Annotated in this window: 22 protein-coding genes; 16 read left to right on the top strand and 6 right to left on the bottom strand. The window is 71.7% G+C overall.

What is annotated here, in order from left to right; genetic code table 11:
• Positions 1 to 14: 14 nt before the first annotated feature.
• Together ACYUED_RS15000 and ACYUED_RS15005 are read right to left on the bottom strand one after the other, a co-directional pair.
• Positions 15 to 773: an SDR family NAD(P)-dependent oxidoreductase gene (locus ACYUED_RS15000; protein ID WP_491292781.1), complete on the bottom strand. Its 759-nt coding sequence runs from the start codon at positions 771 to 773 to the stop codon at positions 15 to 17.
• 79 nt (positions 774 to 852) lie between these two features.
• Positions 853 to 2,256 (bottom strand): sigma-70 family RNA polymerase sigma factor, encoded by a 1,404-nt coding sequence (locus tag ACYUED_RS15005; RefSeq protein ID WP_491294267.1) that lies wholly within the window; start codon positions 2,254 to 2,256, stop codon positions 853 to 855.
• A 223-nt stretch (positions 2,257 to 2,479) separates the two neighbouring features.
• Between ACYUED_RS15005 and ACYUED_RS15010 the strand changes: the two genes are divergently transcribed.
• Positions 2,480 to 2,896 carry a TetR/AcrR family transcriptional regulator gene (locus ACYUED_RS15010; RefSeq protein WP_491292782.1) on the top strand — a complete coding sequence of 139 codons (417 nt, stop codon included), beginning with the start codon at positions 2,480 to 2,482 and terminating at the stop codon, positions 2,894 to 2,896.
• A gap of 66 nt (positions 2,897 to 2,962) precedes the next feature.
• Here ACYUED_RS15010 and ACYUED_RS15015 read toward each other — a convergent pair whose 3' ends face one another.
• The 3 genes from ACYUED_RS15015 to ACYUED_RS15025 form a co-directional block, all read right to left on the bottom strand.
• Positions 2,963 to 3,214, bottom strand: coding sequence for a hypothetical protein (locus ACYUED_RS15015; protein ID WP_491292783.1), 252 nt, complete (start codon positions 3,212 to 3,214; stop codon positions 2,963 to 2,965).
• Positions 3,215 to 3,277: 63 nt separating this feature from the next.
• Positions 3,278 to 5,368 carry a 4-alpha-glucanotransferase gene (malQ, locus tag ACYUED_RS15020; RefSeq protein ID WP_491292784.1) on the bottom strand — a complete coding sequence of 697 codons (2,091 nt, stop codon included), beginning with the start codon at positions 5,366 to 5,368 and terminating at the stop codon, positions 3,278 to 3,280.
• Positions 5,369 to 5,599 carry a hypothetical protein gene (locus tag ACYUED_RS15025; RefSeq protein WP_405624339.1) on the bottom strand — a complete coding sequence of 77 codons (231 nt, stop codon included), beginning with the start codon at positions 5,597 to 5,599 and terminating at the stop codon, positions 5,369 to 5,371.
• A 198-nt stretch (positions 5,600 to 5,797) separates the two neighbouring features.
• Between ACYUED_RS15025 and ACYUED_RS15030 the strand changes: the two genes are divergently transcribed.
• The 3 genes from ACYUED_RS15030 to ACYUED_RS15040 are packed head-to-tail and all read left to right on the top strand — an operon-like array spanning position 5,798 to position 8,393.
• Entirely contained in the window at positions 5,798 to 6,331 is a 534-nt protein-coding gene (locus ACYUED_RS15030) for a PadR family transcriptional regulator (protein WP_491292785.1), read from the top strand.
• Positions 6,328 to 7,038, top strand: coding sequence for an ABC transporter ATP-binding protein (locus ACYUED_RS15035; RefSeq protein ID WP_491292786.1), 711 nt, complete (start codon positions 6,328 to 6,330; stop codon positions 7,036 to 7,038). The genes ACYUED_RS15030 and ACYUED_RS15035 overlap by 4 nt, the downstream gene beginning before the upstream one ends.
• Positions 7,035 to 8,393: an FtsX-like permease family protein gene (locus ACYUED_RS15040; protein ID WP_491292787.1), complete on the top strand. Its 1,359-nt coding sequence runs from the start codon at positions 7,035 to 7,037 to the stop codon at positions 8,391 to 8,393. Before ACYUED_RS15035 ends, ACYUED_RS15040 begins: the two co-directional genes overlap by 4 nt.
• Positions 8,394 to 8,487: 94 nt before the next feature.
• Here ACYUED_RS15040 and ACYUED_RS15045 read toward each other — a convergent pair whose 3' ends face one another.
• The gene (locus tag ACYUED_RS15045; RefSeq protein WP_266514508.1) at positions 8,488 to 9,024 is read right to left on the bottom strand and encodes an HNH endonuclease; all 537 of its coding nucleotides are present in this window, start codon (positions 9,022 to 9,024) and stop codon (positions 8,488 to 8,490) included.
• Between the two features lie 321 nt (positions 9,025 to 9,345).
• Between ACYUED_RS15045 and ACYUED_RS15050 the strand changes: the two genes are divergently transcribed.
• The 12 genes from ACYUED_RS15050 to ACYUED_RS15105 all read left to right on the top strand — a co-directional run bounded on the left by ACYUED_RS15050 (position 9,346) and on the right by ACYUED_RS15105 (position 25,408).
• Entirely contained in the window at positions 9,346 to 10,443 is a 1,098-nt protein-coding gene (locus ACYUED_RS15050) for a mechanosensitive ion channel family protein (RefSeq protein ID WP_491292788.1), read from the top strand.
• 213 nt (positions 10,444 to 10,656) lie between these two features.
• Positions 10,657 to 11,886 (top strand): ROK family transcriptional regulator, encoded by a 1,230-nt coding sequence (locus ACYUED_RS15055; RefSeq protein ID WP_491292789.1) that lies wholly within the window; start codon positions 10,657 to 10,659, stop codon positions 11,884 to 11,886.
• 86 nt (positions 11,887 to 11,972) lie between these two features.
• Positions 11,973 to 13,310: an ABC transporter substrate-binding protein gene (locus ACYUED_RS15060; protein ID WP_491292790.1), complete on the top strand. Its 1,338-nt coding sequence runs from the start codon at positions 11,973 to 11,975 to the stop codon at positions 13,308 to 13,310.
• Between the two features lie 7 nt (positions 13,311 to 13,317).
• Positions 13,318 to 14,259, top strand: coding sequence for a carbohydrate ABC transporter permease (locus ACYUED_RS15065; RefSeq protein ID WP_491292791.1), 942 nt, complete (start codon positions 13,318 to 13,320; stop codon positions 14,257 to 14,259).
• 2 nt (positions 14,260 to 14,261) lie between these two features.
• Positions 14,262 to 15,155 carry a carbohydrate ABC transporter permease gene (locus ACYUED_RS15070; RefSeq protein ID WP_491292792.1) on the top strand — a complete coding sequence of 298 codons (894 nt, stop codon included), beginning with the start codon at positions 14,262 to 14,264 and terminating at the stop codon, positions 15,153 to 15,155.
• An 89-nt stretch (positions 15,156 to 15,244) separates the two neighbouring features.
• Complete coding sequence (locus ACYUED_RS15075) at positions 15,245 to 16,510, top strand: 6-phospho-beta-glucosidase (RefSeq protein ID WP_491292793.1); 1,266 nt, start codon at positions 15,245 to 15,247, stop codon at positions 16,508 to 16,510.
• Positions 16,501 to 17,511 (top strand): N-acetylglucosamine kinase, encoded by a 1,011-nt coding sequence (locus ACYUED_RS15080; protein WP_491292794.1) that lies wholly within the window; start codon positions 16,501 to 16,503, stop codon positions 17,509 to 17,511. The genes ACYUED_RS15075 and ACYUED_RS15080 overlap by 10 nt, the downstream gene beginning before the upstream one ends.
• Before the next feature lie 90 nt (positions 17,512 to 17,601).
• Positions 17,602 to 19,056: a GlnX family signal transduction membrane protein gene (locus ACYUED_RS15085; RefSeq protein WP_491292795.1), complete on the top strand. Its 1,455-nt coding sequence runs from the start codon at positions 17,602 to 17,604 to the stop codon at positions 19,054 to 19,056.
• A gap of 14 nt (positions 19,057 to 19,070) precedes the next feature.
• The gene (locus tag ACYUED_RS15090) at positions 19,071 to 20,126 is read left to right on the top strand and encodes a glutamate ABC transporter substrate-binding protein (RefSeq protein WP_491292796.1); all 1,056 of its coding nucleotides are present in this window, start codon (positions 19,071 to 19,073) and stop codon (positions 20,124 to 20,126) included.
• Between the two features lie 58 nt (positions 20,127 to 20,184).
• Positions 20,185 to 21,516, top strand: coding sequence for a hypothetical protein (locus ACYUED_RS15095; RefSeq protein ID WP_491292797.1), 1,332 nt, complete (start codon positions 20,185 to 20,187; stop codon positions 21,514 to 21,516).
• A 25-nt stretch (positions 21,517 to 21,541) separates the two neighbouring features.
• Positions 21,542 to 24,079, top strand: coding sequence for a serine/threonine-protein kinase (locus tag ACYUED_RS15100; RefSeq protein WP_491292798.1), 2,538 nt, complete (start codon positions 21,542 to 21,544; stop codon positions 24,077 to 24,079).
• Positions 24,080 to 24,082: 3 nt separating this feature from the next.
• Positions 24,083 to 25,408, top strand: coding sequence for a PP2C family protein-serine/threonine phosphatase (locus tag ACYUED_RS15105; RefSeq protein WP_491292799.1), 1,326 nt, complete (start codon positions 24,083 to 24,085; stop codon positions 25,406 to 25,408).
• Positions 25,409 to 25,450 lie beyond the last annotated feature (42 nt).

Raw genomic sequence — 25,450 nt, forward strand, 5'->3', positions numbered from 1 at the left:
TCTCGTTCGTGGGCTCAGCGCACGACCATGCCGCCGGTCACGTTGACGAAGGTGCCGGTGATGCCGGCCGCGTGGTCGGAGGCGAGGAAGACGGCCGTGGCGGCGACGTCGGCGAGGGTGGGGTTGCGGCGGGTCATGCGCATCCCGGCGAGCTGGTCGACGATGCCCTGTACGGCGGCGGCGTCGATGGCGGGGTTGACCGCGGAGAGCTTCTCGACGGTGAAGGTCTCGGGCACTCCGGCCGCCCACAGGCCGACCGCCCGCACCCCGCGCGGGCCGCACTCCACCGCCAGGTTGCGGACGAGCGTGTCGAGGGCGGCGTCGGCGGGTCCCGTGCCGCCCATCATCGGACTGCCGTGCGCGGAACCGCTGTTGAGGGTGAGGATCACGCCCGAGCCGCGTTCGGCCATCCGGCGGGCGGCGCCGCGGGCCGTGATGAAGTTCGCGCGGGTGCCGTTGACGACGGGCCGCAGGAAGTCGTCCACGGGCATCTCGGTGAGCGGGGCGCCCTGCACGTCGCCGCGGGTGACGAGGTTGAAGGAGATGTCGACGTCGCCGACGCGGGTGAGATGCTCCTCCACGGCCGCCTCGTCGAGGGCGTCCACGACGGCGACCTCGGCGTCCTTGATGTCGTCGGCCACCGTCTGAAGCGTTTCCCGGGTACGTCCGACGAGGTGCACGCGGGCGCCTTCGGCCGCGAAGGCGCGGGCGACCGCCCCGCCGATCGAGCCGCCGGCGCCGTAGACGATCGCGGTCTTGTCGGTGAGCAGCATGGTGGTCTCCTTCGGAGGTGTTCCGTATCGGTCGGTCATACAGACGCACGGCACCCCGGCCGCTCATCGGTCGGCAGGATCACAGGCGCAGCGGCAGGCCGAAGGCCGGAAAGAGATGCGGTTCGAAGGACATGACCTCCACGACGCGGTCGTCGCCGTCGAAGCGGAGGACGTCGAGGACCTGGGCGCGGTAGACGTTCGTACCGGGCCTGCGGACGTAACCGCCCGCCGCCAGCTGGCCGTTGGCGCGGGCGGGCAGGTGGCGCCAGTGCCCGAAGAACATGGGGGACGCCGGGTCGAGGGTCGGGCGCAGGAAGTCGACGAGGGCGTCGCGGCCCGTGAACCAGAACGGGTTCGGCGGCATGGTGAGCGTGACGTCCTTGCTCAGCAGGTCGGTCATGGCCGCGAGGTCGAGCCGCTCCGCGGCGGCCATGTACCGCTGCAGGACGGCGCGTTGGGCCTCGGTGGGCTCGGTCGCGGTCCAGTCGGCGCGCCTGCGGGGCAGGTGGTCGCGGAGGGTGGGGCGGGCCCGCTGCAGGGCGCTGTTGGCGGAGGCCACGGTCAGGTCGAGGGCCTCGGCGGTCTCGGCCGCGGTCAGGCCGAGCACGTCCCGCAGGATCAGCACGGCGCGCTGGCGGGGCGGCAGATGCTGGATGGCGGCGAGGAAGACCAGCTCCAGGGTCTCGCGGGAGACGGCGGCGGCGTCCGGACGGTCCTCCTCGGGGGTGGGCAGCTCGTCGTCGGGGTAGGGCTGCAGCCAGGTGACCCGGGCGGGTGGTTCGCCGGTGCCGTGGTTCATGCCGGGGATCGGTTCGTAGCGCTGTGGGCGGCGGGCGGTGCGGCGCTGGAAGTCGAGGCAGGCGTTGGTGGCGATGCGGTACAGCCAGGTGCGCGCGCCGGCCCGCCCCTCGAAGCCGTCCCGGGCCCGCCAGGCCCGCAGGAACGTCTCCTGCACCAGGTCCTCGGCGTCGTCGTAGGAGCCGGTCATGCGGTAGCAGTGCACCTGGATCTCGTGCCGGTGGGACTCGGTGAGGGCGGCGAAGTCGGCTTCGGTGAGGAGGGATGCAGGACGGGAGCGTTCCGTAACGAGGTCCGGTGTGACGGGTTCCTTCGCCGTTTCCCGGGACACCTCCGGCGTCTCGCGGGCCACCTCCGCCGTGTCCCGGTCGGCGTTCGCCGTGTCCCGGGCCAGTCGTGCCACCCGCCGCAGCCGAGCGACGGACGACGAGAGTTCGGTGGCTCCCGAGTACAGGACCGAGGGAGGCTGCGGTGCCAGCTCCTTCACCTGCCGGGCGATGTCCCCGATCAGGCCGTCCACTCCGGCCGCTCCGGTCGCCCCGGCCGCTCCGCTCTCATCGAACTCGTGCCGCTTGCGGTACGCCTTCTGCCGGCAGGCGGCCGAGCAGTACACCGAGCTGCGGCCCGTGCGGCCGGCCCGGGCGGGGAGCGGTTTGCCACAGCTGGCACAGACCTGGGCGACCACGGGCACCTCCGGAACTCCGGGCTTTGCGTCACGCGGGGACGGTGTGACGCTATCGCGAGTCGGTGCCCGTGACGCGGGTCCGAACCGACTTCTCGGTGAGGCCCCCGGCAACGGTCCGCCCCCTTCCGGCACCCGCCCCACCGCCGCCCCGTCGGGACGTGACAGGTGTAGCGCCGCGACGGTGGATCCACCGGGATCCCCGAGCCCGACGGATACTCTCCGCATGACTGCGCAGCACAACGACCCCATCGACGCGATCATCCGCCAGTGGGCCGAGGTGCGGCCCGATCTCGACACCGCCGCGATGGAGGTCTTCGGGCGGATCTTCCGGCTGTCGCGCACGATGGGCGACCGGATGGAGCGGGCGTACGCGCCCTACGGGATCTCGCGCGGCGAGTTCGACGTCCTCGCCACGCTGCGCCGCTCCGGCGAGCCGTACACCCTCTCGCCCCGCCGGCTGTCCGGCACCGATCCCGAACAGGCCCCGGCGCGGGCCGCGCTCGGTGCCGCGCAGCTGCTGGGGCCGGCGCTCACGCGCTACGTGCTGCGGTTTCCGGCGGCCGTGGCGCTCAGCCGCGAGGAGATCGCGGCATGGCCGGCACCGACCCTGCAGCGGTATCTCACGGCACCGAGCCCCTGAGAACACGCCGAGGGCGCCGGTCTCGCCCACCTGCGGCGGGGCCGGCGCCCTCGAAGGAGTGTGAGGTCAGGCCTTCGCCTTGGCCTTCGGCTCACGGTCCTTGGACCTGTCCAGGACCATCACCAGGCCCGCGATGACCCCGAACAGGGCGAGGGGGGCCAGAACGTAGAGGCCCAGCGTCTCGCCGACGCTCAGGCCCGGGCCGGGGTCGTCGCCGTCGTCGCGGGTCAGCGCGAGCGCGGGGGACGTCATGAGCAGCATCATCAGCGTCGTACCGGCAGCCAGGGCGCCGGCGCGCAGGGCGTTCTTCTTGTCCACGGTGCCAAAAGTATCGAACGGCGAATCGGCCCGCTCGTCCGGGGGTGCCGTACGGGCTCCGCGCTACTCCGGCCGCCCCGGCCGCAGCACATCGATCAACCCGTGCAGGCGTGGCGATCCCGCCAGCTCCTCCAGGGTGACCGGGCGGCCCTCCGCGCCCGCGATCGGGAGTCGCCAGTTCGGGTACTGGTCCCATGTGCCGGGGAGGTTCTGGGGACGGCGGTCGCCGAGCGTGTCGGGGAGCCAGACGCCGAGCATGCGGGACGGCGTGGCGAGCAGGAAGCGGTGGACCGCCTGGATCTCGGCCTCCTCCTCCGACGTGCCGTGGCCGCCACCCGTGCCGTCCAGCAGGCCGAGGCTGGCCAGCAGGCCCAGCCACTCGCCCGCGTCGGCCGCCGCCTCCGCGCGCTCCTCCTCCAGCGGAAGGGTCAACAGGCCCAGGCTGTCGCGGAGTTCGACGTGTTCTCCGGTGAGGCGGGCGGCGGTGGGCGGCAGGTCGTGGGTGGTGGCGGTGGCCAGGCAGTCGGCGCGCCAGCGCTCCGGCGGCAGCGGACGGCCGTCGCCGTCCCAGTCCCGTTCGAACCACAGGACGGACGTGCCGAGCACCCCGCGCTCGCGCAGCGTCTCGCGTACGCCGGGCTCGACCGTGCCCAGGTCCTCGCCGATGACGACGGCACCGGCGCGCGAGGCCTCCAGCACGAGGACGGCGAGCATGGCCTCGGCGTCGTAGCGGACGTACGTCCCCTCGGTGGGCGGGTGCCCCTGCGGCACCCACCAGAGGCGGAACAGGCCCATGACGTGGTCGATGCGCAGGGCGCCGGCGTAGCGGAAGAGCGCCTTCAGCAGGCGGCGGTACGGCTCGTAGCCGGACTCGGCGAGACGGTCCGGCCTCCAGGGCGGCAGGCCCCAGTCCTGGCCGCGCGCGTTGAAGGCGTCCGGTGGCGCGCCCACCGACATCCCGCCGGCGAAGTACTCCTGCTGTGCCCAGGCGTCGGCGCCCCCGGGATGCACTCCGACCGCCAGGTCGTGCACGATCCCGATCGGCATCCCGGCCTCGCGCGCGGCGCGCTGGGCGTCGGTGAGCTGGGCGTCGGTGAGCCAGGCCAGCCAGGAGTGGAAGTCGACCCGGTCCATCAACTCCCCGCGGGCGCGCGCCGTTTCGGCCGACCGGGGGTCGCGCAGGGCGGCCGGCCACCGGCTCCAGTCGGAGCCGTGCACCTCGGCGAGGGCGTACCACGTGGCGTGGTCCTCCAGGGCCTCGCCCTCCTCGGCGAGGAAGTCGACGTACGCGGCACGCCGCCCGGGCCCCGGCTCCACCTCGCGGACCAGCTCCAGCGCCTGTCGCTTGAGCGCCCAGACCGCGTCCCGGTCGATCAACGCGCCCTTCTCCAGCACCGATTCACGCAGTCCGGCGGCGCGCCCGAGCAGCGCGCGCAGGCGCTCGCGGTCCTCGACGTAGGCGTACTCGGGGACGTCCTCGACGCGCAGGTGCACGGGGTCGGGAAAGCGGCGGGAGGAGGGGCGGTAGGGAGAGGGGTCGGTGGGGGCGCCGGGCACGGCCGCGTGCAGCGGGTTGACCTGGACGAAGCCCGCGCCGAGGGCACGCCCGGCCCAGGCGGTGAGTTCGGTGAGGTCACCGAGGTCGCCCATGCCCCAGGAGCGGTGCGAGAGCAGGGAGTAGAGCTGGACGAGCAGCCCGTACGAGCGGGCGGCCGGCGTGGGCAGCCGGTCGGGGGCGACGACCAAGTGGACTGCCGCGGAACGGCCGTCGGGTGCTGTGGCCGTCAACCGGTGCACCCCGGGCGGGAGTTGCTCGGCGGACGCACGCGTCTCGCCCTGTTCGGTCTCGATCAGCAGTCGGGTGCCCTCCGGGAGGGCCGCGAGCGCGGGGGACGTACCGCCGCTCCAGAGCACCACCGTCGGCGGCAGCAGCCTCTCGCCCAGCTCCCGCTCGCGGGCGGCGAGTGCGGCACGGGTGGCCTCGGGGGTGCCCGTGTCGATGCCGAGGGCGGCCAGGACAAGGGTGACGGCGGTGGCCGAGGCCGCGACCGTGCGGTCCGGGGAGGGGCTGTAGGAGGTGGCGACGCCGTGCAGAGCGGCGAGCCGGGACAGATCCTCGGCGGGCGGTTCGGGCGATCCCTGCGCTGCTGCCATCTAGGGCCTCGTGCAGTCCGGCTCGGGGGCCACCGCCTCGCTGGTCAGGTGCGCCGCGTCGGCGAGGGGCGGCTCGCTGGTGAGGGGCTCGGCGTCGGGCAGGGGCGGTTCGCTGGTCAACGGGATCTCGGCGCAGGCGCCCTCCGCACTGAAGACGCAGAAGTGCGGCTCGGGTTCGAAGGACGGCAACTGCGCCACGGGTTTGGAGAGGGGGTAAGCCGGTGCGGCCACGGGGGGGCCTCCTTGTCTGGTGCGGGCAACGGGTTACCGCAGCCCTACCCCGTGCGCGCGGCGGCAGACGTACGGGATCGAACCAGGTGCCTCTTGTCACATTCTGCTCCACTTCTCCTCCATACCGGGAGCGCCGCGAGGCAGTGACCCCACCCCCACTATTCACTCAGTACATGTATCGAGTGCATAATGATCGCCATGAGCACCCGCCACATCCTGCTGGGGCTGCTCGCCTCGGGGTCGAGCCATGGCTACGACCTCAAGCGACGCCACGACGAACGTTTCCCGCAGGCCCGTCCGCTGGCCTACGGGCAGGTCTACACAACCCTGCAGCGCCTGGTCCGGGACGGCCTCGCCCAGGTCGAGGGCACCGACTCGGACGGCGGCCCGGAGCGGACGACGTACCGCTCGACCGAGGACGGAACGCGCGAACTGGCCCAGTGGGCCGCGGAGATCGCCCCGCCCGCACCGTTCGTGACGAACGAGATCTTCGCCAAGGTCGTCGTCTCGATCCTGTCCGGCGGCGACCCGGCCGGCTACCTGGCCGCGCAGCGCGCCGCACACATGGAGCGGATGCGGGAGCTGACGACGGTCAAGACCGCCGGTAGTGCCGACCTCGCGACCGTGCTCTCGGCGGACTACGCCCTCAACCACCTCGACGCCGACCTCCGTTGGATGAACACCACGGCGGCCCGGCTCACCACCCTGACCGCGGAGGTCGACGCAGCATGAGCAACGGGGATCTGAGCAACGGGGACAGCGCGGTGCCGCTCCTGGCGGCCCGTGACCTCACCAAGGCGCACGGCAGGACCGAGGCCCTGCGCGGCGCCTCGGTCGAGTTGCGGGCCGGTGAGATCCTCGCCGTGACCGGGGCCAGCGGCAGCGGGAAGTCCACGCTGCTGCACTGCCTGGCCGGCATCGTCCGCCCGGACGCGGGCGCGGTGACGTATGCCGGGCAGCGGCTCGACCAGCTGCCTCAGAAGCGGCTGAGCGAGCTGCGCCGCACCGACTTCGGGGTGGTCTTCCAGTTCGGGCAGCTGATTCCCGAGCTGACGGCGCTGGACAATGTCGCGCTGCCGCTGATGCTGGCCGGAACGCCGCGCGCCGAGGCGCAGGTACAGGCCGGCGAGTGGCTGGAGCGGTTCGGCGTACGGGGGCAGGAGGCGCTGCGGCCCGGTGAGATGAGCGGCGGCCAGGCCCAGCGGACGGCGCTGGCGCGGGCGTTGGTCACCGGCCCGAGGGTCGTCTTCGCGGACGAGCCGACGGGAGCGCTGGATTCCCTGGCGAGCGAGCAGGTGATGGCGGCCCTGGTGCACACGGCCCGGGACGCGGGCACGTCGGTGCTGCTGATCACGCACGACGCCCAGGTGGCCGCGTACGCGGACCGCGAGGTGCGGCTGAGCGACGGTGCTGTGGCGCCCGCGGGGGTGGCGGCATGAGGACCGATCTTCGGCTGGCCTGGCTGCTGACCCGGGGCTCCGACCGGCGCGAGTGGTGGCGGATCGGGCTGACGGCCCTCGGCGCGGCGATGGCGACAGGCATCGGGCTCGCGGTCGTCTCGCTCGCCTCGCTGGACGGGTACTACTCCGTGTCCGTCGGGTCGGGGCTGCTCGACTCCGACAGCGACCGGCGCGGAGTGATCTTCGCGTTGGGGCTGCTGCTGATCCCGGTGCTCGGGTTCCTCGGCCAGTGCGCGCGCATCGGAGCGGTGCACCGCGACCGGCGGCTGGCCGCGCTGCGGCTCGCGGGAGCCTCCCCCGGGCAGGTGCGGCGGATCGCGGCGCTGGAGTCGGGGCCGGCCTGTCTGGCCGGTTCGGTGGTGGCCACGGTCGCCTTCGTGCCGCTGCTGCTGGCTCTGTGGTCGCGCCCCTCGGCCTCGGCCTGGGCGGCAATCGTCCTGGTGGCCGCGGCCGTACCCGTGCTGGGCGCGGCCGTGAGCGCCCTGTCGCTGCGCCGGGTGGTGGCCTCGCCGCTCGGGTGGGTACGCCGGGTGCGGGCCACGCGGGGCCCTGGACGCCTGTTCAAGTCGGCGACCTGGCTGCTGGCGGCGACGCTGCTGATCATCGTCGGGACCCCGCTCTTCCGCGACTCCTCCACCTTCACCCCCGGGCCGCCGACGCTGATCGTCCTGACGCTGCTGATCAGCTGCACGGCGGTGTGGCTGTCCGGATCGTCGTCCCGGCAGCTGGGCGCGGGCCTGGCCGCCCGCACCCGGCGCCCGGCGGTGCTGATCGCGGCGGAACGGATGTGCGAGGACCCGTGGGCGGCGGCCCGTACGCATGCGGCGGTGCTGCTGGTGACGGTCGTGGCCTCGGGCTTCGTCGGCGTACGGCAGGTGCTGCTCACCGAGCTGCACGCCATACGCCGTGAAGGACAGCTGGCCGCGGGCATGACCTACTACACGACGGGCATCGACCTGACGGCCGCAGCGATCCTCGTCGCCCTCGCACTCATCCTCACCGGCCTCGCCGTCGGCACCGCCGAGTCCCTCGCCACCCGGCGCCGGGGTCTGGCCGCGCAGTCCGCCGCCGGAGTGCCGCACGGCGTGCTGGCCCGGGCACTGCTCCTGGAGACCGCGCTGCCGCTGGCGCCCGCGGTCGCGGTGGCGGGCATCGGCGGCCTGGGGATCGGCGCCTGGTACGCCTCGCTCAGCACGGACTACGTCGTGGCGCCGGTGCCGTGGGGCATGCTCCTGGTGCCCTTCGCCGTGTACGCGTGCTGCCTGCTGGCGGCGGCCACCTCACTCCCTCTGCTGCGCCGCTCGGTCCGCCCGGCCGAGCTGCGCTACGCATGAGCGGATGACTGTCCGGTCCGGGAGTACGGGGGGCTCCCGGACCGGACCGCGTGCGGCACGCCCCGGCACCGGGGCTATGCGAAAGCCCGGATCGTCAGGCGGAAATGCCGTCGATCCGGGCCATGGCGGCCTCCGCGCCGTATGGCTGCAAGTACGGCAGCCAGCGCGGGTCCCTATGGCCGGTGCCGATGATGCGCCAGGCCAGTCCGGTGGGTGGAGCGGGTTTGTGGCGCAGCCGCCAGCCGATCTCGAAAAGATGTCGGTCGGCCTTCACGTGGTTGCAGCGGCGGCAGGACGCCACCACGTTGTCCCAGACGTGTTTGCCCCCGCGGCTGCGCGGGATGACGTGGTCGACGCTGGTTGCGACGCCACCGCAGTACATGCACCGGCCCCCGTCGCGCGCGAAGAGCGCCCGCCGGGTAAGAGGAACGGGCCCCCGATAGGGAACCCGGACGAATCGCTTGAGCCGGACCACGCTGGGTGCGGGGACTGTGACGGTTGCGCTGTGCATGAAGGCGCCGGATTCCTCCAGGGAGACAGCCTTGTTCTCCAGGACGAGGACGAGCGCGCGGCGGAGCGGTACGACGCCGAGTGGCTCGTACGACGCGTTGAGGACCAGGACGTGCGGCACGGATGCCTCCTTGTGCGTCGGCGGCGCGTGGCTCGCGCCGGGACGATCTGTAGCCAGTCTCCCCTCTGGCCTGCTGGAAGCGCCACCATGTCCCGGTAACGGGCTGGGAGTGTTTTCGACCACATCTGATTCATCCCCCGGAGGGGCGATGGTTTATCCCACCTGCTCATCCCCCGATGGGCACCGTCTCTCCCTCGAAGACTGCAAGGATTCGCACACGATGCCCCGATAGTGTGGTGGACCCGCCTGCCCGGTGACCCTTCCGTGACCTTGACCAATCCGGAACCGGACGGCGGACCGCAGCGCCTGGAGGTACCTGCCGTGTCCTTGCCCGCCGTCCTACTGGCCGCCGGTTCGTCGCCGTCGCCGACCCCCTCGGAGTCGACGACCCCGGCGGTCCCCACGCTCCAGGACGCCCAGCAGAGCGCGAACAACGCCGCCAGCTGGGTCGAGCAGAACTGGTCCACCTGGCTCGCGATCAGCCTCAGGGTCGTGCTGATCCTGGTGATCGCCGGGGTGCTGAGAGCGGTCGTGCAGCGGGCGATCACCAAGCTGATAGACCGCATGACCCGCACCGCCCAGGCCGTGGACGGCACGGCGCTCGGCGGGCTGCTGGTGAACACCGAGCGCCGGCGCCAGCGCTCCCAGGCGATCGGCTCGGTACTGCGCTCGGTCGCGTCCTTCGCGATCATGGGCACCGCGGCGCTGATGATCCTGGCGGCGTTCCAGATCAACCTGGCGCCGCTGCTGGCCTCCGCCGGTGTCGCGGGCGTGGCGATCGGTTTCGGCGCCCGCAACCTGGTCACGGACTTCCTCTCCGGCGTCTTCATGATCCTGGAGGACCAGTACGGGGTCGGGGACACGATCGACGCCGGCATCGCCTCCGGCGAGGTGATCGAGGTCGGCCTGCGCGTGACCAAGCTGCGCGGCGACAGCGGCGAGATCTGGTACGTCCGCAACGGCGAGGTCAAGCGCATCGGCAACCTCTCCCAGGGCTGGGCCACGGCGGGCGTCGACGTGACCGTGAAGGCGAACGAGGACCTGGACCGGGTGAAGTCCACCCTCGACGAGGTCGCCGAGAAGATGAGCGCGGAGGAGCCCTGGAACGAGCTCCTGTGGAGCCCGATCGAGGTCCTCGGCCTGGACAGCGTGCTCCTCGACTCGATGGTGGTCCGAATCTCCGCGAAGACCATGCCCGGCAAGTCCCTGACCGTGGAACGCGAACTGCGCTGGCGCGTCAAGCGCGCCTTCGACGCCGCGAACATCCGCATCGTGGGCGGCGCGACGGCCCCGCTGGACGAGGAGCCCGTCGACCCGACGGCAGCGGTCTCGGCCCCCTCCGCGCTCTCCAACCCCGACTCCCCGCAGGCGGCGGCCGCATCGCCGCTCGCCCAGCAACGCTCGGCGACGCCGAAGTAGGGGCCGGCCGGCCGCACCACCCACTCCCACCGCCCCCGAGGTAACGACTCTGTTGCCTCGGGGGCGGTTCCTATTGACGCCTCCTTCGCCCTGGGCTTACGTTCCTCCCAGTCAATAGGAAACTTTCCTAACAGTGATCAACGGCCACCCGCACAGTGATCAGTGAGAAGCTGGGCAGTCGAGCTGGGCAGTCGAAAGGCAGGTGTCGACCACATGGCAGGAACAGCCGGTACGCCGGGCACCCCGCGCGTCCTGCGCGCCATGAACGACCGCGCCGCCCTGGACCTCCTCCTGGAGCACGGGCCCCTGTCCCGCACCCGGATCGGCAAGCTCACCGGCCTCTCCAAGCCGACCGCCTCCCAGCTGCTCGCCCGCCTGGAGGCGGCCGGCCTCGTCCTCGCCACCGGCACCACGGAGGGACGCCCCGGCCCCAACGCCCAGCTCTACGAGGTCAATCCGGCCGCCGCGTACGCCGCCGGACTCGACGTCACCCCCGAGCGCGTCCTCGCCGCCGTCGCCGACATCACCGGCCGCAGGGTGGGCTCGTACGAACTGCCCACCCCGGGAAGGCGGCCCACCCAGCCCGTCGTCCAACAGGTGACCGACGCCCTCGACGGCGCCGTGAAGGCCGCGGGGCTCGGCCGTGACGACGTCCACCGGCTCGTCATCGGCACCCCGGGCGCCTTCGACCCCAACACCGGCCGGCTGCGCTACGCCTCCCACCTCCCGGGCTGGCACACCCCGGCCCTGCTCGACGAACTCGCCGCCGCACTGCCGATGCCGGTCGAGTACGAGAACGACGTCAACCTCGCCGCCGTCGCCGAACAACGGCTGGGCGCGGCCCGCGGGCACGAGGACTTCGTGCTGCTGTGGAACGAGGGCGGCCTCGGTGCCGCCCTCGTCCTCGGCGGGCGGCTGCACCGCGGCTGGACCGGCGGCGCGGGCGAGGTCGGCTTCCTGCCCGTGCCGGGCGCACCCCTGGTCCGGCAGGTGACCAAGGCCAACAGCGGTGGCTACCAGGAGCTGGCCGGTTCGCAGGCCATCCCCAAGCTGGCCCGCCGGCTGGGCATCGAGGAGATCCCGGCCGGCCCGTACGCCGAGGCCGCCGCGGCTCTCGTCGCCCGCGCCGCCGAAGCCCACGAAGCCCACGGGAGCGCCGCCGACCCGCACCGGCAGCTACTGGAGACCTACGCGACGCACCTCGCCACCGGTCTCGCGTCCCTCGTCTCCGTACTCGACCCGGAACTCGTCGTCCTCAGCGGCAGCTCGCTCACCGCGGGCGGCGAGGTGCTCCGCGCCCTGGTCCAGGCCGAGCTGGAGGAACTGGCCGCCTCCCGGCCCCGGCTCGTGGTCGGCGACGTCCGTGAACACCCCGTGCTGCGGGGCGCGTTGGAAAGCGCCCTGGTGGCCACCCGCGACGAGGTCTTCGACACCTCCCGCTGAGCAGCCCGTACACCTTCTCGCACACCCACTGAACTCACCCCCCGCCTTCCCTCACTCACCCCGTCCCGCCCCTGGGAGACCTCGCCATGCCCGGAATGCCCCGGAAAGCGGCGCTCGCTGTCGCCGCCTCCGCCTCACTCGCCCTCCTCGCCACCGCCTGTACCGGCCAGTCCTCCTCCGGCGCCGACGACGACGCCTCGAAGGACACGACCATCAACTTCTGGCACGCGTGGAGCGCGCCCAATGAAGTGAAGGCCGTCAACTCCCTGATCTCCGGCTTCGAGAAGGCGCACCCCAACATCCATGTGAACGTCGTCGCCAACATGACCGACGACAAGATCAACCAGGCGCTGCGGACGGGCGGTGACAAGGCTCCGGACGTCATCTCCTCCTTCACCACCAACAATGTCGGCAAGTTCTGCTCGTCGGGTGCGCTGGTCGACCTGGGCCCCTTCTACAAGAAGGCGGGGATCGACCCGGAGACGACGTTCCCGAAGGCGATGAACGAATACACCCAGTTCGACGGAAACCGCTGCACGGCGCCGTTGCTGGGTGACGCGTACGGGCTCTACTACAACAAGACGGCCTTCGCGAAGGCCGGCATCAAGAACCCGCCGAAGACCTGGTCCGAATTCGAGGCCGACGCCAAGAAGCTGACGATCGCCCAGGGCGACAGCTACAAGCAGCTCGGTTTCATGCCGGACTACCACGGCTGGGAGACGACGACCGAGCACTACTTCGGGCAGTTCTCCCCGACGTACTTCGACAAGGCCGGCACGTCGCAGCTCGCCGCCGACCCGGCTTTCGAGGCCGGATTCAAGCTCCAGAAGAAGCTGGTCGACGAACTCGGCGGTTTCAGGAAACTGGAGACCTACCGCTCGAAGCTCGGCGACGAATGGGGCGTCAAGCACCCCTTCCACACCGGCCAGGTGGCCATGCAGCTGGACGGTGAATGGCGCCTGGGAATGGCCGTCGGCGCAAAGCCGAAGTTCGACATCGGCGTGGCCCCGCTGCCCGTCCCCGACGACCGGGCCGACCAGTACGGCAAGGGCTACATCACCGGCACCATCACCGGCGTCTCCGCCGCGAGCCACAAGCAGAACGCGGCCTGGGAGCTGGTGAAGTACATGACCACGGACACGGACGCGGTGGTGAACTTCTCCAACGCCATCCACAACGTGCCTTCGACGCTGGCCGCCCTCAAGTCCCCGAAACTGAAGTACGACCCGCGCTTCAAGACGTTCCTGGACATCGCCGCGAACCCGAACTCGACCACGTCACCGGCATCCATCAACGGCGGCGTGTACCTCGCGACGATCCAGAACTTCGGCTACGACTACGAGAGCGGAAAGGTCTCCGACCTGAAGGCCGGCCTGAAGAAGACGGCCGCGCAGATCGACACGGACATCGCGCAGGCGAAGTAGGCCGACGATGAGCACCGTCACTCTGGCGTCGAAGCGCAGGAAGCAGGCCCTGCGCACGGCCGCCTTCATGTCGCCCTGGTTGATCGGCTTCGCGGTCTTCTTCGCGTATCCGCTGATGTCGACCGTCTATTTCTCCTTCATGCACTACGACGGCTTCGAACCGCCGACGTGGAGCGGGACGAAGAACTGGACGTACGTCTTCGAGCACTATCCCTTCTTCTGGCCGGCCCTGCGCAACACCCTGTGGCTGGTCCTGGTCATGGTGACCCTGAGGGTCCTCTTCGGCCTCGGGGTCGGCCTTCTGATCACCAAGATAAAGACGGGTACGGGAGTCTTCCGCACCCTCTTCTATCTGCCCTATCTCGCCCCGCCGGTGGCCGCCACGATGGCCTTCGCGTTCCTGCTCAACCCCGGTACGGGCCCGGTCAATTCGCTCCTCGAAAAGGTCGGCATCCCGGCCCCGGGCTGGTTCAACGACCCCACCTGGTCCAAGCCCGCCCTCACCCTGCTCGCCCTGTGGGGCATCGGCGACCTGATGGTCATCTTCATGGCCGCGCTGCTCGACGTGCCCCAGGAGCAGTACGAGGCCGCGGAGCTGGACGGCGCGTCGGCGTGGCAGCGGTTCCGGTACGTGACGCTGCCGAACATCTCGCCGATCGTCATGTTCGCCGTCGTCACCGGCGTGATCCAGACGATGCAGTACTACACACAGCCGCTCATCGCCGGAAAGGTCGCCTCGGGCGTGATCCAGGGCGCGGGCACCCAGTTCGAGCCCGGCTACCCGGAGAAGTCGACCCTCACCCTCCCCCAGCTCGTCTACAACCTCGGCTTCCAGCGCTTCGACTACGGCTCCGCGTGTGTCGTCGCCCTGGTCCTGTTCGCCCTGTCCATGGTGTTCACCGCGTTCCTGATGCGGCGCCGGGGCGGTCTCAACCTGGCAGGTGACTGACCATGGCCCAAGTACTGGACAAACCCGTGCAGTTGAAGGCACCCGTCTCCCCCGCCGAGCGCACGGCCCGCCGCCGGTCGCTCCTGGAGTGGGTCGCGATCCACTCCCTCGGCGTGGCGGTGGCGCTCTTCTTCGTGCTGCCCTTCGTGTTCGTGTTCCTGACCTCGCTGATGAGCGACACCCAGGCCCTCAGCCGGGACCTGATCCCGCACACCTGGGAGTGGTCCAACTACAAGAAGGTCTTCGACACCCCGGGCTTTCTGACCTGGTGGAAGAACACGCTGATCTACGCGGGACTGGGCACGGTCCTCACCGTGGTGTCGTCGATCCCGGTGGCGTACGCGCTCGCCAAGTTCCGCTTCCGGGGCCGCAGTCTGTCGCTCATGCTGGTGATCTCGATGATGATGCTGCCACCGCAGGTGATCATCATCCCGATGTACCTGTTCTGGGCGAAGCAGCTGGACCTGTCGGGCACGCTGTGGCCGCTGATCATCCCGATGGCGTTCGGTGACGCGTTCTCCATCTTCCTGCTGCGCCAGTTCCTGATGACCATCCCGAACGAGTACCTGGACGCGGCGAAGGTGGACGGCTGCGGCGACTTCAGGACCCTCCTGAAGATCGTCCTGCCGATGGCCAGGCCGGGCATCGCGGCAGTGGGCCTCTTCCAGTTCTTCTACGCCTGGAACGACTACTTCGGCCCGCAGATCTACGCCTCGGAGAACCCGGGCGCCTGGACCCTCTCCTACGGCCTGGAGTCCTTCAAGGGCGCCCACCACACCGACTGGAACCTCACCATGGCCGCGACCGTGCTGGTCATGGCCCCCGTGATCCTCGTCTTCTTCTTCGCGCAGAAGGCGTTCGTCGAGGGCGTCACGCTCACCGGAGTGAAGGGTTAACCCCACATGCTGTGTATCCCCGGGGGACAACCCCCGGACCCCCGGCCGATGAAGACCGCCCCCGGCGCCCGGAAGCGAGGGAACCTCCAGTGAAACTCACCGTGGTCGGCGGAGGCTCGACCTACACACCCGAACTCATCGACGGCTTCGCCCGGTTGCGTGACACCCTGCCCGTCGAGGAACTGGTCCTCGTCGACCCGGCGCCCGAACGTCTGGAGCTGGTGGGCGGTCTGGCCCGCCGTATCTTCGCCAGGCAGGGGCACGACGGCCGGATCGTGACGACCGACGACCTGGACGCCGGCGTGGACGGCGCGGACGCCGTGCTGCTGCAGCTGCGCGTCGGCGGTCAGGCGGCCCGCGAACAGGACGAGACATGGCCCCTGGAGTGCGGCTGCGTCGGCCAGGAGACGACCGGCGCGGGCGGCCTGGCCAAGGCGCTGCGCACGGTCCCGGTCGTCCTGGACATCGCTGAACGGGTCCGTCGTACCAACCCGGACGCCTGGATCATCGACTTCACCAACCCGGTCGGCATCGTCACCCGTGCCCTGCTGCAGGCGGGCCACAAGGCGGTCGGCCTGTGCAACGTCGCGATCGGCTTCCAGCGGAAGTTCGCGGACCGGCTCGGCGTCTCACCGTCCGACGTCCACCTCGACCACGTGGGCCTCAACCACCTCACCTGGGAGACCGGCGTACGTCTCGGCGGCCCCGAGGGCGAGAACGTCCTGCCCAAGCTGCTGGCCGAACACGGCGACTCGATCGCCGCCGACCTGCGGCTGCCCCGGGCCGTGCTCGACCGCCTGGGCGTGGTCCCGTCGTACTACCTGCGCTACTTCTACGCCCACGACGAGGTCGTACGGGAGCTGCGCACCAAGCCCTCCCGGGCCGCCGAGGTCGCCGAGATGGAGCGGCGCCTGCTGAAGATGTACGCCGATCCGGCCCTGGACGAGAAGCCGGCCCTGCTCGCCCGGCGCGGCGGCGCCTACTACTCGGAGGCGGCCGTGGATCTGGCGGCCTCGCTGCTCGGCGCGGGCGGCAACCCGTACCAGGTGGTGAACGCCTACAACAGGGGCACGCTGCCGTTCCTGCCGGACGACGCGGTGATCGAGGTGCAGGCGGCGGTCGGCCCCAAGGGGCCGCTCCCGCTCGCCGTGCCGTCCGTGGACCCGCTGTACGCGGGCCTCATGGCGAACGTGACGGCGTACGAGGACCTGGCTCTGGAGGCGGCACTGCGGGGCGGCCGCGACCGGGTCTTCCGGGCCCTGCTCTCCCACCCCCTCATCGGCCAGTACGAGTACGCCGAAGGCCTGACCGACCGACTGATCGCACACAACCGGGAGCATCTCGCGTGGGCATGACCGCACGTGTCCTCGCCGTCGACGCGGGCAACAGCAAGACCGATGTCGCGGTCGTGGCGGCCGACGGCACCGTTCTCGCCACGGCCCGCGGCGGCGGGTTCCGGCCGCCGGTGGTGGGCGTGGACGCGGCGGTGGACGCCCTCGCCGCCGCGGTGGGCAGTGCCTTCGCCGCCGCCGGGGTGGAGTCGGTCGACCATGTGTCCGCCTGCCTCGCCAACGCCGACTTCCCCGTGGAGGAGGAGCAGCTGGCGGCCGCGCTGCACGCGCGCGCGTGGGGCGCGCAGGTGGAGGTCCGCAACGACACCTTCGCCATCCTGCGCGCCGGCATCACCGAGCCCCGGGGGGTCGCCGTCGTCTGCGGCGCCGGGATCAACTGCGTCGGCATGCGCCCCGACGGCCGCACCGCCCGCTTCCCCGCACTCGGCCGTATCTCCGGCGACTGGGGCGGCGGCTGGGGGCTGGCGGAGGAAGCGCTGTGGCACGCGGCCCGCGCGGAGGACGGCCGCGGCGCACCGACGGCTCTCGCCCGCGTCCTGCCCGCCCACTTCGGCCACGACACGATGCTCGCGCTCATCGAGGCGCTGCACCTCGAAGAGGTGGCGCCCGCCCGCCGCCACGAGCTGACACCGGTCCTCTTCGCCACGGCCGCGGACGGCGACCCGATCGCCCGCGCGATCGTCGACCGGCTCGCGGACGAGGTGGTGGCGATGGCGACGGTGGCACTGACCCGCCTCGATCTGCTGGAGGAGGAGACCCCGGTGCTGCTCGGCGGCGGCGTACTGGCCGCCCAGCACCACCAACTCAACGACGGAATCAACGAGTTGCTGTCGGCGCGCGCCCCGAAGGCGGTGGCCCGGGTGGTGACGGCGAGCCCGGTGCTGGGGGCCGCGCTGCTGGGGCTCGACCGGGTCCACGCGGGACAGGGGGTGCATGACAGGGTGCGCGCCCACTTCGAGGGCAGCCCCCAGGGCGGAACCGATCCGATTCCCACGACGTATTGATGGGCAGGGGGTGATGCGAGCCCCTGCCCTCCCGCCGGAGGCATCCGGCAGGGATACTTGCGGCGACGGATGACCATGGGGGAGGTCAAGGTGACACACCCGCCGAAGAGCAGCACGGCGCCACCGGGATCCGGCATGCCCACGATGCCGGCCGTGCCGCCGCAGCCGGGACGGCCCGTTCCCCCGCCGCCACCGGGTCCCACGGCCGTGTCCGCGCCCGTTTCGGCGCGCCGTACCGCCTTCGCGGAGGGCGTCGAGCGCCTGCGTGAGGCGGCGACGACCGAGCCGGGGCGGCTGCGCATCATCGGCGCGCTCGTCGCGCTCCTCGTCGTCGCGTTCGGCTCGGTCACCGCCTGGCAGATGACCGACCGCGCGTCCGCCGCCGACCAGGTGCTCACCCGCAGCCAGCCGCTGAGTTCCGACGCGGCCGACATCTACAGATCGCTCGCCGACGCCAACACGGCGGCGGCCAGCGGCTATCTCGCGGGCCCGCAGGAGAAGCCCGAGATGCGGCAGCGGTACGAGGGCGACATCGGCACGGCCGCGGACAAGCTCGTCAAGGCCGCCTCCAACTCCGACCCCGGGTCGGAGTCCGCGAAGACCATCGCCGATCTCAACAAGCTGCTGCCGCAGTACAAGGGCCTGATCGAGACGGCCCGGGCCAACAACCGGCAGGGCTACCCGGTGGGCAGCGCCTACCTGCGGGCGGCGAACGAGCAGATGCAGCAACAGATGCTGCCGAAGGCCGAGGCCCTGTACCAGAAGGAGAACCAACGGCTGAGCTCGGACTACGCCGACGCGAAGTCGTTCCCGTGGGCCGCGGTCGGCCTCGGCCTCCTCGCGCTCGGCGGCCTCGGCTGGGCCCAGCACCGCAACTACCTGCGCACCAACCGGGTGTTGAACCACGGTCTGGTCACCGCCTCCGCCGCCTCCGTGGTGGTCCTGCTCTGGCTCGTCGTCGGTCACACCGTCGCCCGCGCCGGGCTGAGCGACTCCTACGACCACGGCGTCCGCTCACTGAACGTCCTGCACGACGCCCGCATCGCGTCCCTGACCGCCCGCAGCGACGAGAACCTCAGCCTCATCCGCCGCGGCGCGGACACCGAGAAGGTGGGCGACAAGCCCGTGGACGCCTACGCCGTGGGGTACGACCGGCAGATCGGCGAGCTGGCCGCGTCGCTCACCAGGGCCGACGGTCTCGCCGACGACTCCGCGGGCAAGAAGCCCGTACAGGACGCGAACAGCTTCATGAAAGCGTGGAAGGACCGGCACGTCGTCGCCCAGGGCCTGAACGACAAGGGTGAGTACCAGCAGGCCCGTGACAAGGTCATCGGCGTCGGCAAGGATCCGACGAGCGTGTGCTTCGACAATGTGGACGCTGCCCTGGAGAAGGCACTCACCCACGAGCAGACCGAGTTCCAGCAGGCGGCGGGCGACGGCAAGGACGCGCTGACGGGCCTGCCGTACGGGGCGGCGGTCCTCGCCGTCCTGGGCGCGGCCGGCGCGGTGCTGGGCATCGGGCGCAGGCTTTCGGAGTACCGGTGAGAGGGGGCGTGGAGATGGATGCACACCGTCTGGCGCGACGTCTGCGGGCCGGCCTCCGGGGCTGGGGCGGCGTCGGCGCGATGGCGGCCGTGTGCGCCCTCGCGCTGGCCTTCGCGCTGCTGCTGCCCCTGACGCAGTCGAGCGGGGCGGCCGGCGCCGCGGGCAGCGGCGGTCAGGGCATCGCCCAGGGCAGCCAGATCAAGGCCGACGACTGCAAGACGCTGAACGACCCGCAGGACCGGAGCCTGTCCCCGTCGGGCGGCGACGGCAGCACACAGACCCTCGACAGGATCAAGGCCCGCAAGGACCGGCGTCTGATCGTCGGCGTCGACACCAACGGCTACCGCTGGGGCTACCTCAACCCGAACAGCGCCTCCGGTGCGCTGGAGGGCTTCGACATCGACCTCGTCCACCGGATCGCCAAGGACATCCTCGGCGACGCGGACGCGGTCTCGTTCAAGGCGATCCCCACCAGCCGCCGTATCGACGCGATCCAGAACGGCGAGGTCGACATGGTGGTCCGCACCATGACGATCAACTGCGACCGGCTGAGCCAGGTCGCGTTCTCCGCGCCCTACTTCAGGACCGGCCAGCAGGTCCTCGCCCCCCGCACCTCGACGATCACCGGGTACAACGGCACGCTCGCCCACAAGAAGGTCTGCTCGGCCGACAGTTCGACGGCGCTGGACCGTCTGCGGGCGGACCGGAAGGCCGGCAGGCTCCCGGCCGGAACCGACATCGGGACGGTGGTCCCCAACCAGCTGGACTGCCTGGTGAAGTTGCAGCTCGGCGCGGTCGACGCGGTGGTCACGGACGGCGCGCTCGCCGCGAGCCAGGCCGCGCAGGACCCGACGGTGGAGCTCAAGGGCGGCCTGTTCACCGACGAGTACTACGGCGTGGCGATGAAACTGCACTCCGACGATCTGGTACGCCAGGTCAACCGGACCCTGCAGAACTACATCAAGGACGGTGGCTGGGCGGACTCGTACAACAAGTGGCTGCACCCCACCATGGACCAGGGCGACAAGAAGTCGACGTCCGCGACCCCTCCCGCCGCCCACTACAAGTGACCGACCATCGGACGTACGAGACCACACCACGGACCACGACAGCAGCGAGAGGTGATCGATGGGCGTCACGGACCCCGCCGGGCCGGTGATGGACCGGGACGAGGTGGACCGTGCGCTGGCGCGGCTCGGCGCCGAGCACGAGGCGATCGAGACCTCGCTCCTCGCCCTTCAGGACCACGCGGGCCGCAGACTCCTGGAGGGCGCGGAGCTCACCGGCGTCACCAAGGAGCGCTGGGCTGCCGCGGAGGCGTCGATCACGCTGCTGTGGGCGTACTTCGACGCGTACACCGACGCGCTGCGCTCGGCCCGGGAGATCCGCTCCCGCCGCCGCTGGTCCAGCCGTGAGGACCTGGTGGAGCTGACGGAGCTGCTGCGCGGCGAGTCCGTGACGCTCGCGGGCTCGACGACGGCCACGGCGAACGCGCCGACGCTGACCGGCGGTCCGGGCAAGCTCAGCCGGCAGTTCTCGCTGGCCGGCCTGGTCGACCTGATGAACGACCTGTACGCGACGAGCCTGGACATGGTCGTCACCGCCGACGCGGTCTGGTCGGCGCTGCCCGCGCGGATCGATTTACTGGCCGCGGAGCTCCAGCGCACCCGCAAGCTCGCCCACTCGGTCGGCGTGCGCCCCGGCGAGCACCCCTCCGGCGACGACCTGGAGCTGATCACGCGCACCCTGACGTCCCTGCGCGAGCAGGTGGTGTCCGACCCGCTCGCGTACTGGCTTCCCGCGCAGGGGAGTTCGGCGCCCGGTGGTGGCCGGCCGGACACCACGGTGTACGACCGGGAGGCGCGCGCCCTGGAGGAGGTGCGCCGGGAGATCGACGCCGTGCTCACCGTCCGGCAGGACGCGGAGCAGCGGCTGGTGCGGCTGCGGGACGTGCTCAGCCGCGCGGACCGCACCCTCGCCGAGGCACGCAACGCACGCGGGGAGGTCCTCGCGAAGATCGCCGCGACGGAGGTGCCGGTGGTCAGCGGTCCGCCGACCGTGCTGCAGGAGCAGCTGGCGACGGCCGCCGAGTACCGCAGACACGCCCAGTGGCACCGCCTGTCCCCGCTCCTGGAGTCCCTGGAGGAGAAGGCGGAGGACGAACTGCTGCGCGCCCGCGAGTCGTTGACCGCGGTCACCGCGCCGCTGGCGGTCCGCGCCGAGTTGCGCGGCCGCCTCGACGCGTACAAGGCGAAGGTCGCCCGGCACGGGTACGCCGAGGACCCGTTCCTGATCGAGCGGTACGACGCGGCGCGCCGCATGCTGTGGAGCGCCCCGTGCGATCTGCGCGTCGCCGAGCAGGCCGTGCTGCGCTTCCAGCACGCGGCCGCCGAAGTGCTGGGCGGCCCGCGCGTTCCGGGGCAGAGCGGGCCCGAGGACCGCAGGGGGCCCGGAGCGTGAGTGACAGAGGGGGTGCTGTGACGTCATGAGTCAGGCGCAGCAGAACTGCCAGCGGCCGGGGTGCGAGGGCGCCTACGAGGACGTGGGCGGCGGCGAGCTGTACTGCGACACCTGCGGCCTCGCGCCGGTCGTGTCGGCGAACGGCATGGTGATTTCACCGGCCACGGGCATCACGGGCGGTGGCAAGGGGTCGCAGGGCAGCGGCAGTTCGCGGTCCAGCGGCCGCAGCAGCCGCAGCAGCTCGCGTACGTCCTCGCAGTCGTCGAAGTCCCGGCGCTCGGTGTCGGGACGCCTGTCCCGTTCCCTTTCGGGCCGTTCCACGGGCCGTTCGGTGTCGGTCAGGAGTTCCGGTTCCTCCACGAACACCAGTGCCCGCGGCCGGCTGGGCGTCGGCCTGGTGCAGGTGCCGGACGTGCCGCGGCCCGACCCGCGCGCGATGGTGCTCGACAACCCGGAGGTGCCCGAGCGCAAGCGGTTCTGCTCGCGCTCCGACTGCGGGGCGCCGGTCGGCCGGGCGCGCGGTGAGCGGCCGGGCCGTATGGAGGGCTTCTGCACCAAGTGCGGCCACCCGTACTCCTTCGTGCCGAAGCTGAAGGCCTCCGACGTGGTGCACGGCCAGTACGAGGTGGTGGGCTGTCTGGCGCACGGCGGGCTCGGCTGGGTCTACCTCGCCGTGGACAAGGCGGTCTCCGACCGGTGGGTGGTCCTCAAGGGCCTGCTCGACACCGGCGACCAGGACGCGATGGCGGCGGCGATCTCCGAACGGCGCTTCCTGGCCGAGATCGAGCACTCCAACATCGTGCGGATCTACAACTTCGTGGAGCACCTCGACCAGCGCACCGGTTCGCTCGACGGCTACATCGTCATGGAGTACGTCGGAGGCAAGTCGCTGAAGGAGATCGCCAATTCGCGCCGTACGTCCGCGGGCAAGCGGGATCCGCTGCCGGTGGAGCAGGCGTGCGCGTACGGCATCGAGGCCCTGGATGCGCTCGGCCATCTGCACAGCCGCAACCTGCTGTACTGCGACTTCAAGGTCGACAACGCGATCCAGACCGAGGACCAGCTCAAGCTGATCGACATGGGCGCGGTGCGCAGGATGGACGACGAGGAGTCTGCCATCTACGGCACGGTGGGCTACCAGGCGCCGGAGGTCGCGGAGGTCGGCCCGTCGGTGGCGTCCGACCTGTACACGGTCGCCCGCACGCTGGCCGTCCTGGCCTTCGACTTCCAGGGCTACACGAACGTCTTCGTGGACTCGCTGCCCGACCCGGACAACATCGAGGTCTTCCGGCAGTACGAGTCCTTCTACCGCTTCCTGGTCCGGGCCACCGACCCGGACCGGGCCCGCCGGTTCGCCTCCGCGCAGGAGATGGCGGAGCAGCTCACGGGCGTGCTGCGCGAGGTCGTGTCGCTGCAGACGGGGCGGGCCAGGCCGGCGCTGTCGACGCTGCTGGGGCCCGAACTGAAGGTCACGGACCCGGAGTTGTTCCCGAAGCTGGAGGGGGACGTGTCGCTGCTCGGAGCACGGGTGACGAGCAGGCAGAACAAGCAGCACAAGGGGAACACGGAGAAGGGCAAGCAGCAGCAGTCCTCGCTTCCCGCCTCCGTGAACGGCACCCCGGCGATCGTCAAGCCGGTCAACTCCCCCGTCGCCGCCCTCGCCCTGCCCGTCCCCCGTGTCGACCCCTCCGACCCGAACGCCGGTTTCCTCGCGGGCCTGATGACGACCGCGCCGGCCGAGCTGCTCGGTGCGCTCGCCGGGGCTCCGGCGGCGTCGGTCGAGACGCGCCTGAGGCAGATCCGCGCCTGGCTGGAGAACGGCGACGCGTACACCGCGCTGGAGGCCCTGCGGAACCTGGAGGAGGAGCGTCCCGACGACTGGCGGGTCGTCTGGTACCGGGGCGTTGCCGCACTGGCGACCGGCGACCACGAGGGCGCCGCACTCGCCTTCGACGCGATCTACGACGCGTTCCCGGGCGAGCCCGCGCCCAAGCTGGCGCTCGGCCTGTGCGCGGAGGTGCTGGACCAGCTGGACAACGCGGCCGAGTACTACCGCCTGGTCTGGTCGACCGACCCGAGCTTTGTGAGCGCCGCGTTCGGTCTGGCCCGCGTCCAGCTCGCGGCCGGGGACCGCACCGGTGCCGTACGGACGCTGGAGTCGGTGCCGGAGTCGTCCATCCACTACACGGCCGCGCGGGTGGCCGCCGTCCGGGCGCGGCTGCGCGGGCGCACGGCGACCGCCGCCGACGTACCGTTCCTGGGCGATCTGACCGCCGCCGCCGGGCAGGTCGAGGCGCTGGACGCGTACGGTCTGGATCCGGCGCGCCGGGAGCAGTTGTCGGCCGAGGTCCTCGGCTGTGCGCTGGACTGGATACTCTCCGGTGGCCGGGGTTCCGCATCCGCGGGACAGCAGGCGCTGCTCGGCAGTGACCTGGACGAGCGGGGACTCCGCTTCGGCCTGGAGCGCTCGTACCGCACGCTGGCCCGGCTGGCGCGGGGCGGCGAGGAGAGGATCGACCTGGTGGAACGTGCCAACCGTTACCGCCCCCGGACGTGGGTGTAGTTGATGTCGCAGATGCCCCAGCAGGCCGCCCTGTCGAACTGCCCGAGCTGCGAGTGGCCGCTCGAGTCGGGTGACCGTTTCTGCGGTGCGTGCGGATACGACCTGTCCGTGGTGCCCGTACCGCCGGACGACCATCCGACGGTCGCTTTGAACGGCTCGGTCCCGCCCGCGGGCGACGGTGGCGGCGCCTGGCCGCTCGCCGCCGGGCCGGGCGGCTCGGGCACCCCGGTGCCGGCCCATCTGCCCGGGCAGGACTCGGGCGGCTCCCCGTTGCAGCCGGAGCAGTCACCGCCGACCGGATCGCCGGTGTCCCCGGCCTCCGGCGTGCGCTTCGACCGGCCGCCGGAGCCCGACGAGTACCCGCTGCAGGCACCGGATCCGCGCGTCGCCGACCTCGCGGCGTCCGCCGAGGAGGCCAAGATGTGTGTGGCCTGCCGCGCCGGCCGCGTCGACAGCGACGGCTACTGCGAGAACTGCGGGCACGCCCAGCCCCGGGAGCGCGATCACATGGAGCAGGAGTGCGGCCCGCTGGCCGCCGTCAGTGACCGCGGCCTGCGCCACCACCGCAACGAGGACGCGTTCGGCCTCGGCCACACCGCGCTGCCCGACGGCTCCCCCGTGTCCCTGGCCGTCGTCTGTGACGGCGTCTCCTCGGCGACCCGCCCCGACGACGCCTCGCTCGCCGCCGCCCGGGCCGCGAGCGAGTCCCTGTCGGCCGCGCTGCCCCGCGGCACGCACCCGCAGCAGGCCATGCACGACGCGATCGTCGCGGCCGCGCACGCGGTGAACGTCCTGGCCGACGAGCCCGCGACCGCCCGTGAGCACAGCCCGCACCAGAACGCGCCCGCGTGCACGATCGTCGGTGCGGTCGTCACGTCGGGGCTGCTGGTCGTCGGCTGGGTCGGCGACAGCCGCGTCTACTGGATCCCGGTGGACCGCGCCTCGTCCCCGGCCCGGCTCACCGAGGACGACTCGTGGGCCGCGCAGATGGTCTCCGCGGGGCTGATGAACGAGGCCGAGGCGTACGCCGACGAGCGCGCCCACGCGATCACGGGCTGGCTGGGTGCTGACGCCTATGAGCTGGAGCCGCACACCGCTTCCTTCAAGCCGGACCGGCCCGGTGTGGTGGTGGTGTGCTCGGACGGGCTGTGGAACTACGCGGAGGCGGCCGAGGAGATGGCCGAGGTCGTGCCGCTGGATGCCGCGGTACGTCCGCTGCACAGCGCCCGCGTGCTGGTCGGTCACGCCCTGGACGGCGGGGGCCACGACAACGTAACAGTGGCCGTCGTGCCGTTCCCCGCCGTGTCTCAGGGGGCAGGATCGGACTGAGGCGGGCCCATCGAGCACGACGGGGTCCCGGCGGACCGGAGG

The sequence above is a fragment of the Streptomyces sp. DF42 genome, assembly GCF_058267695.1.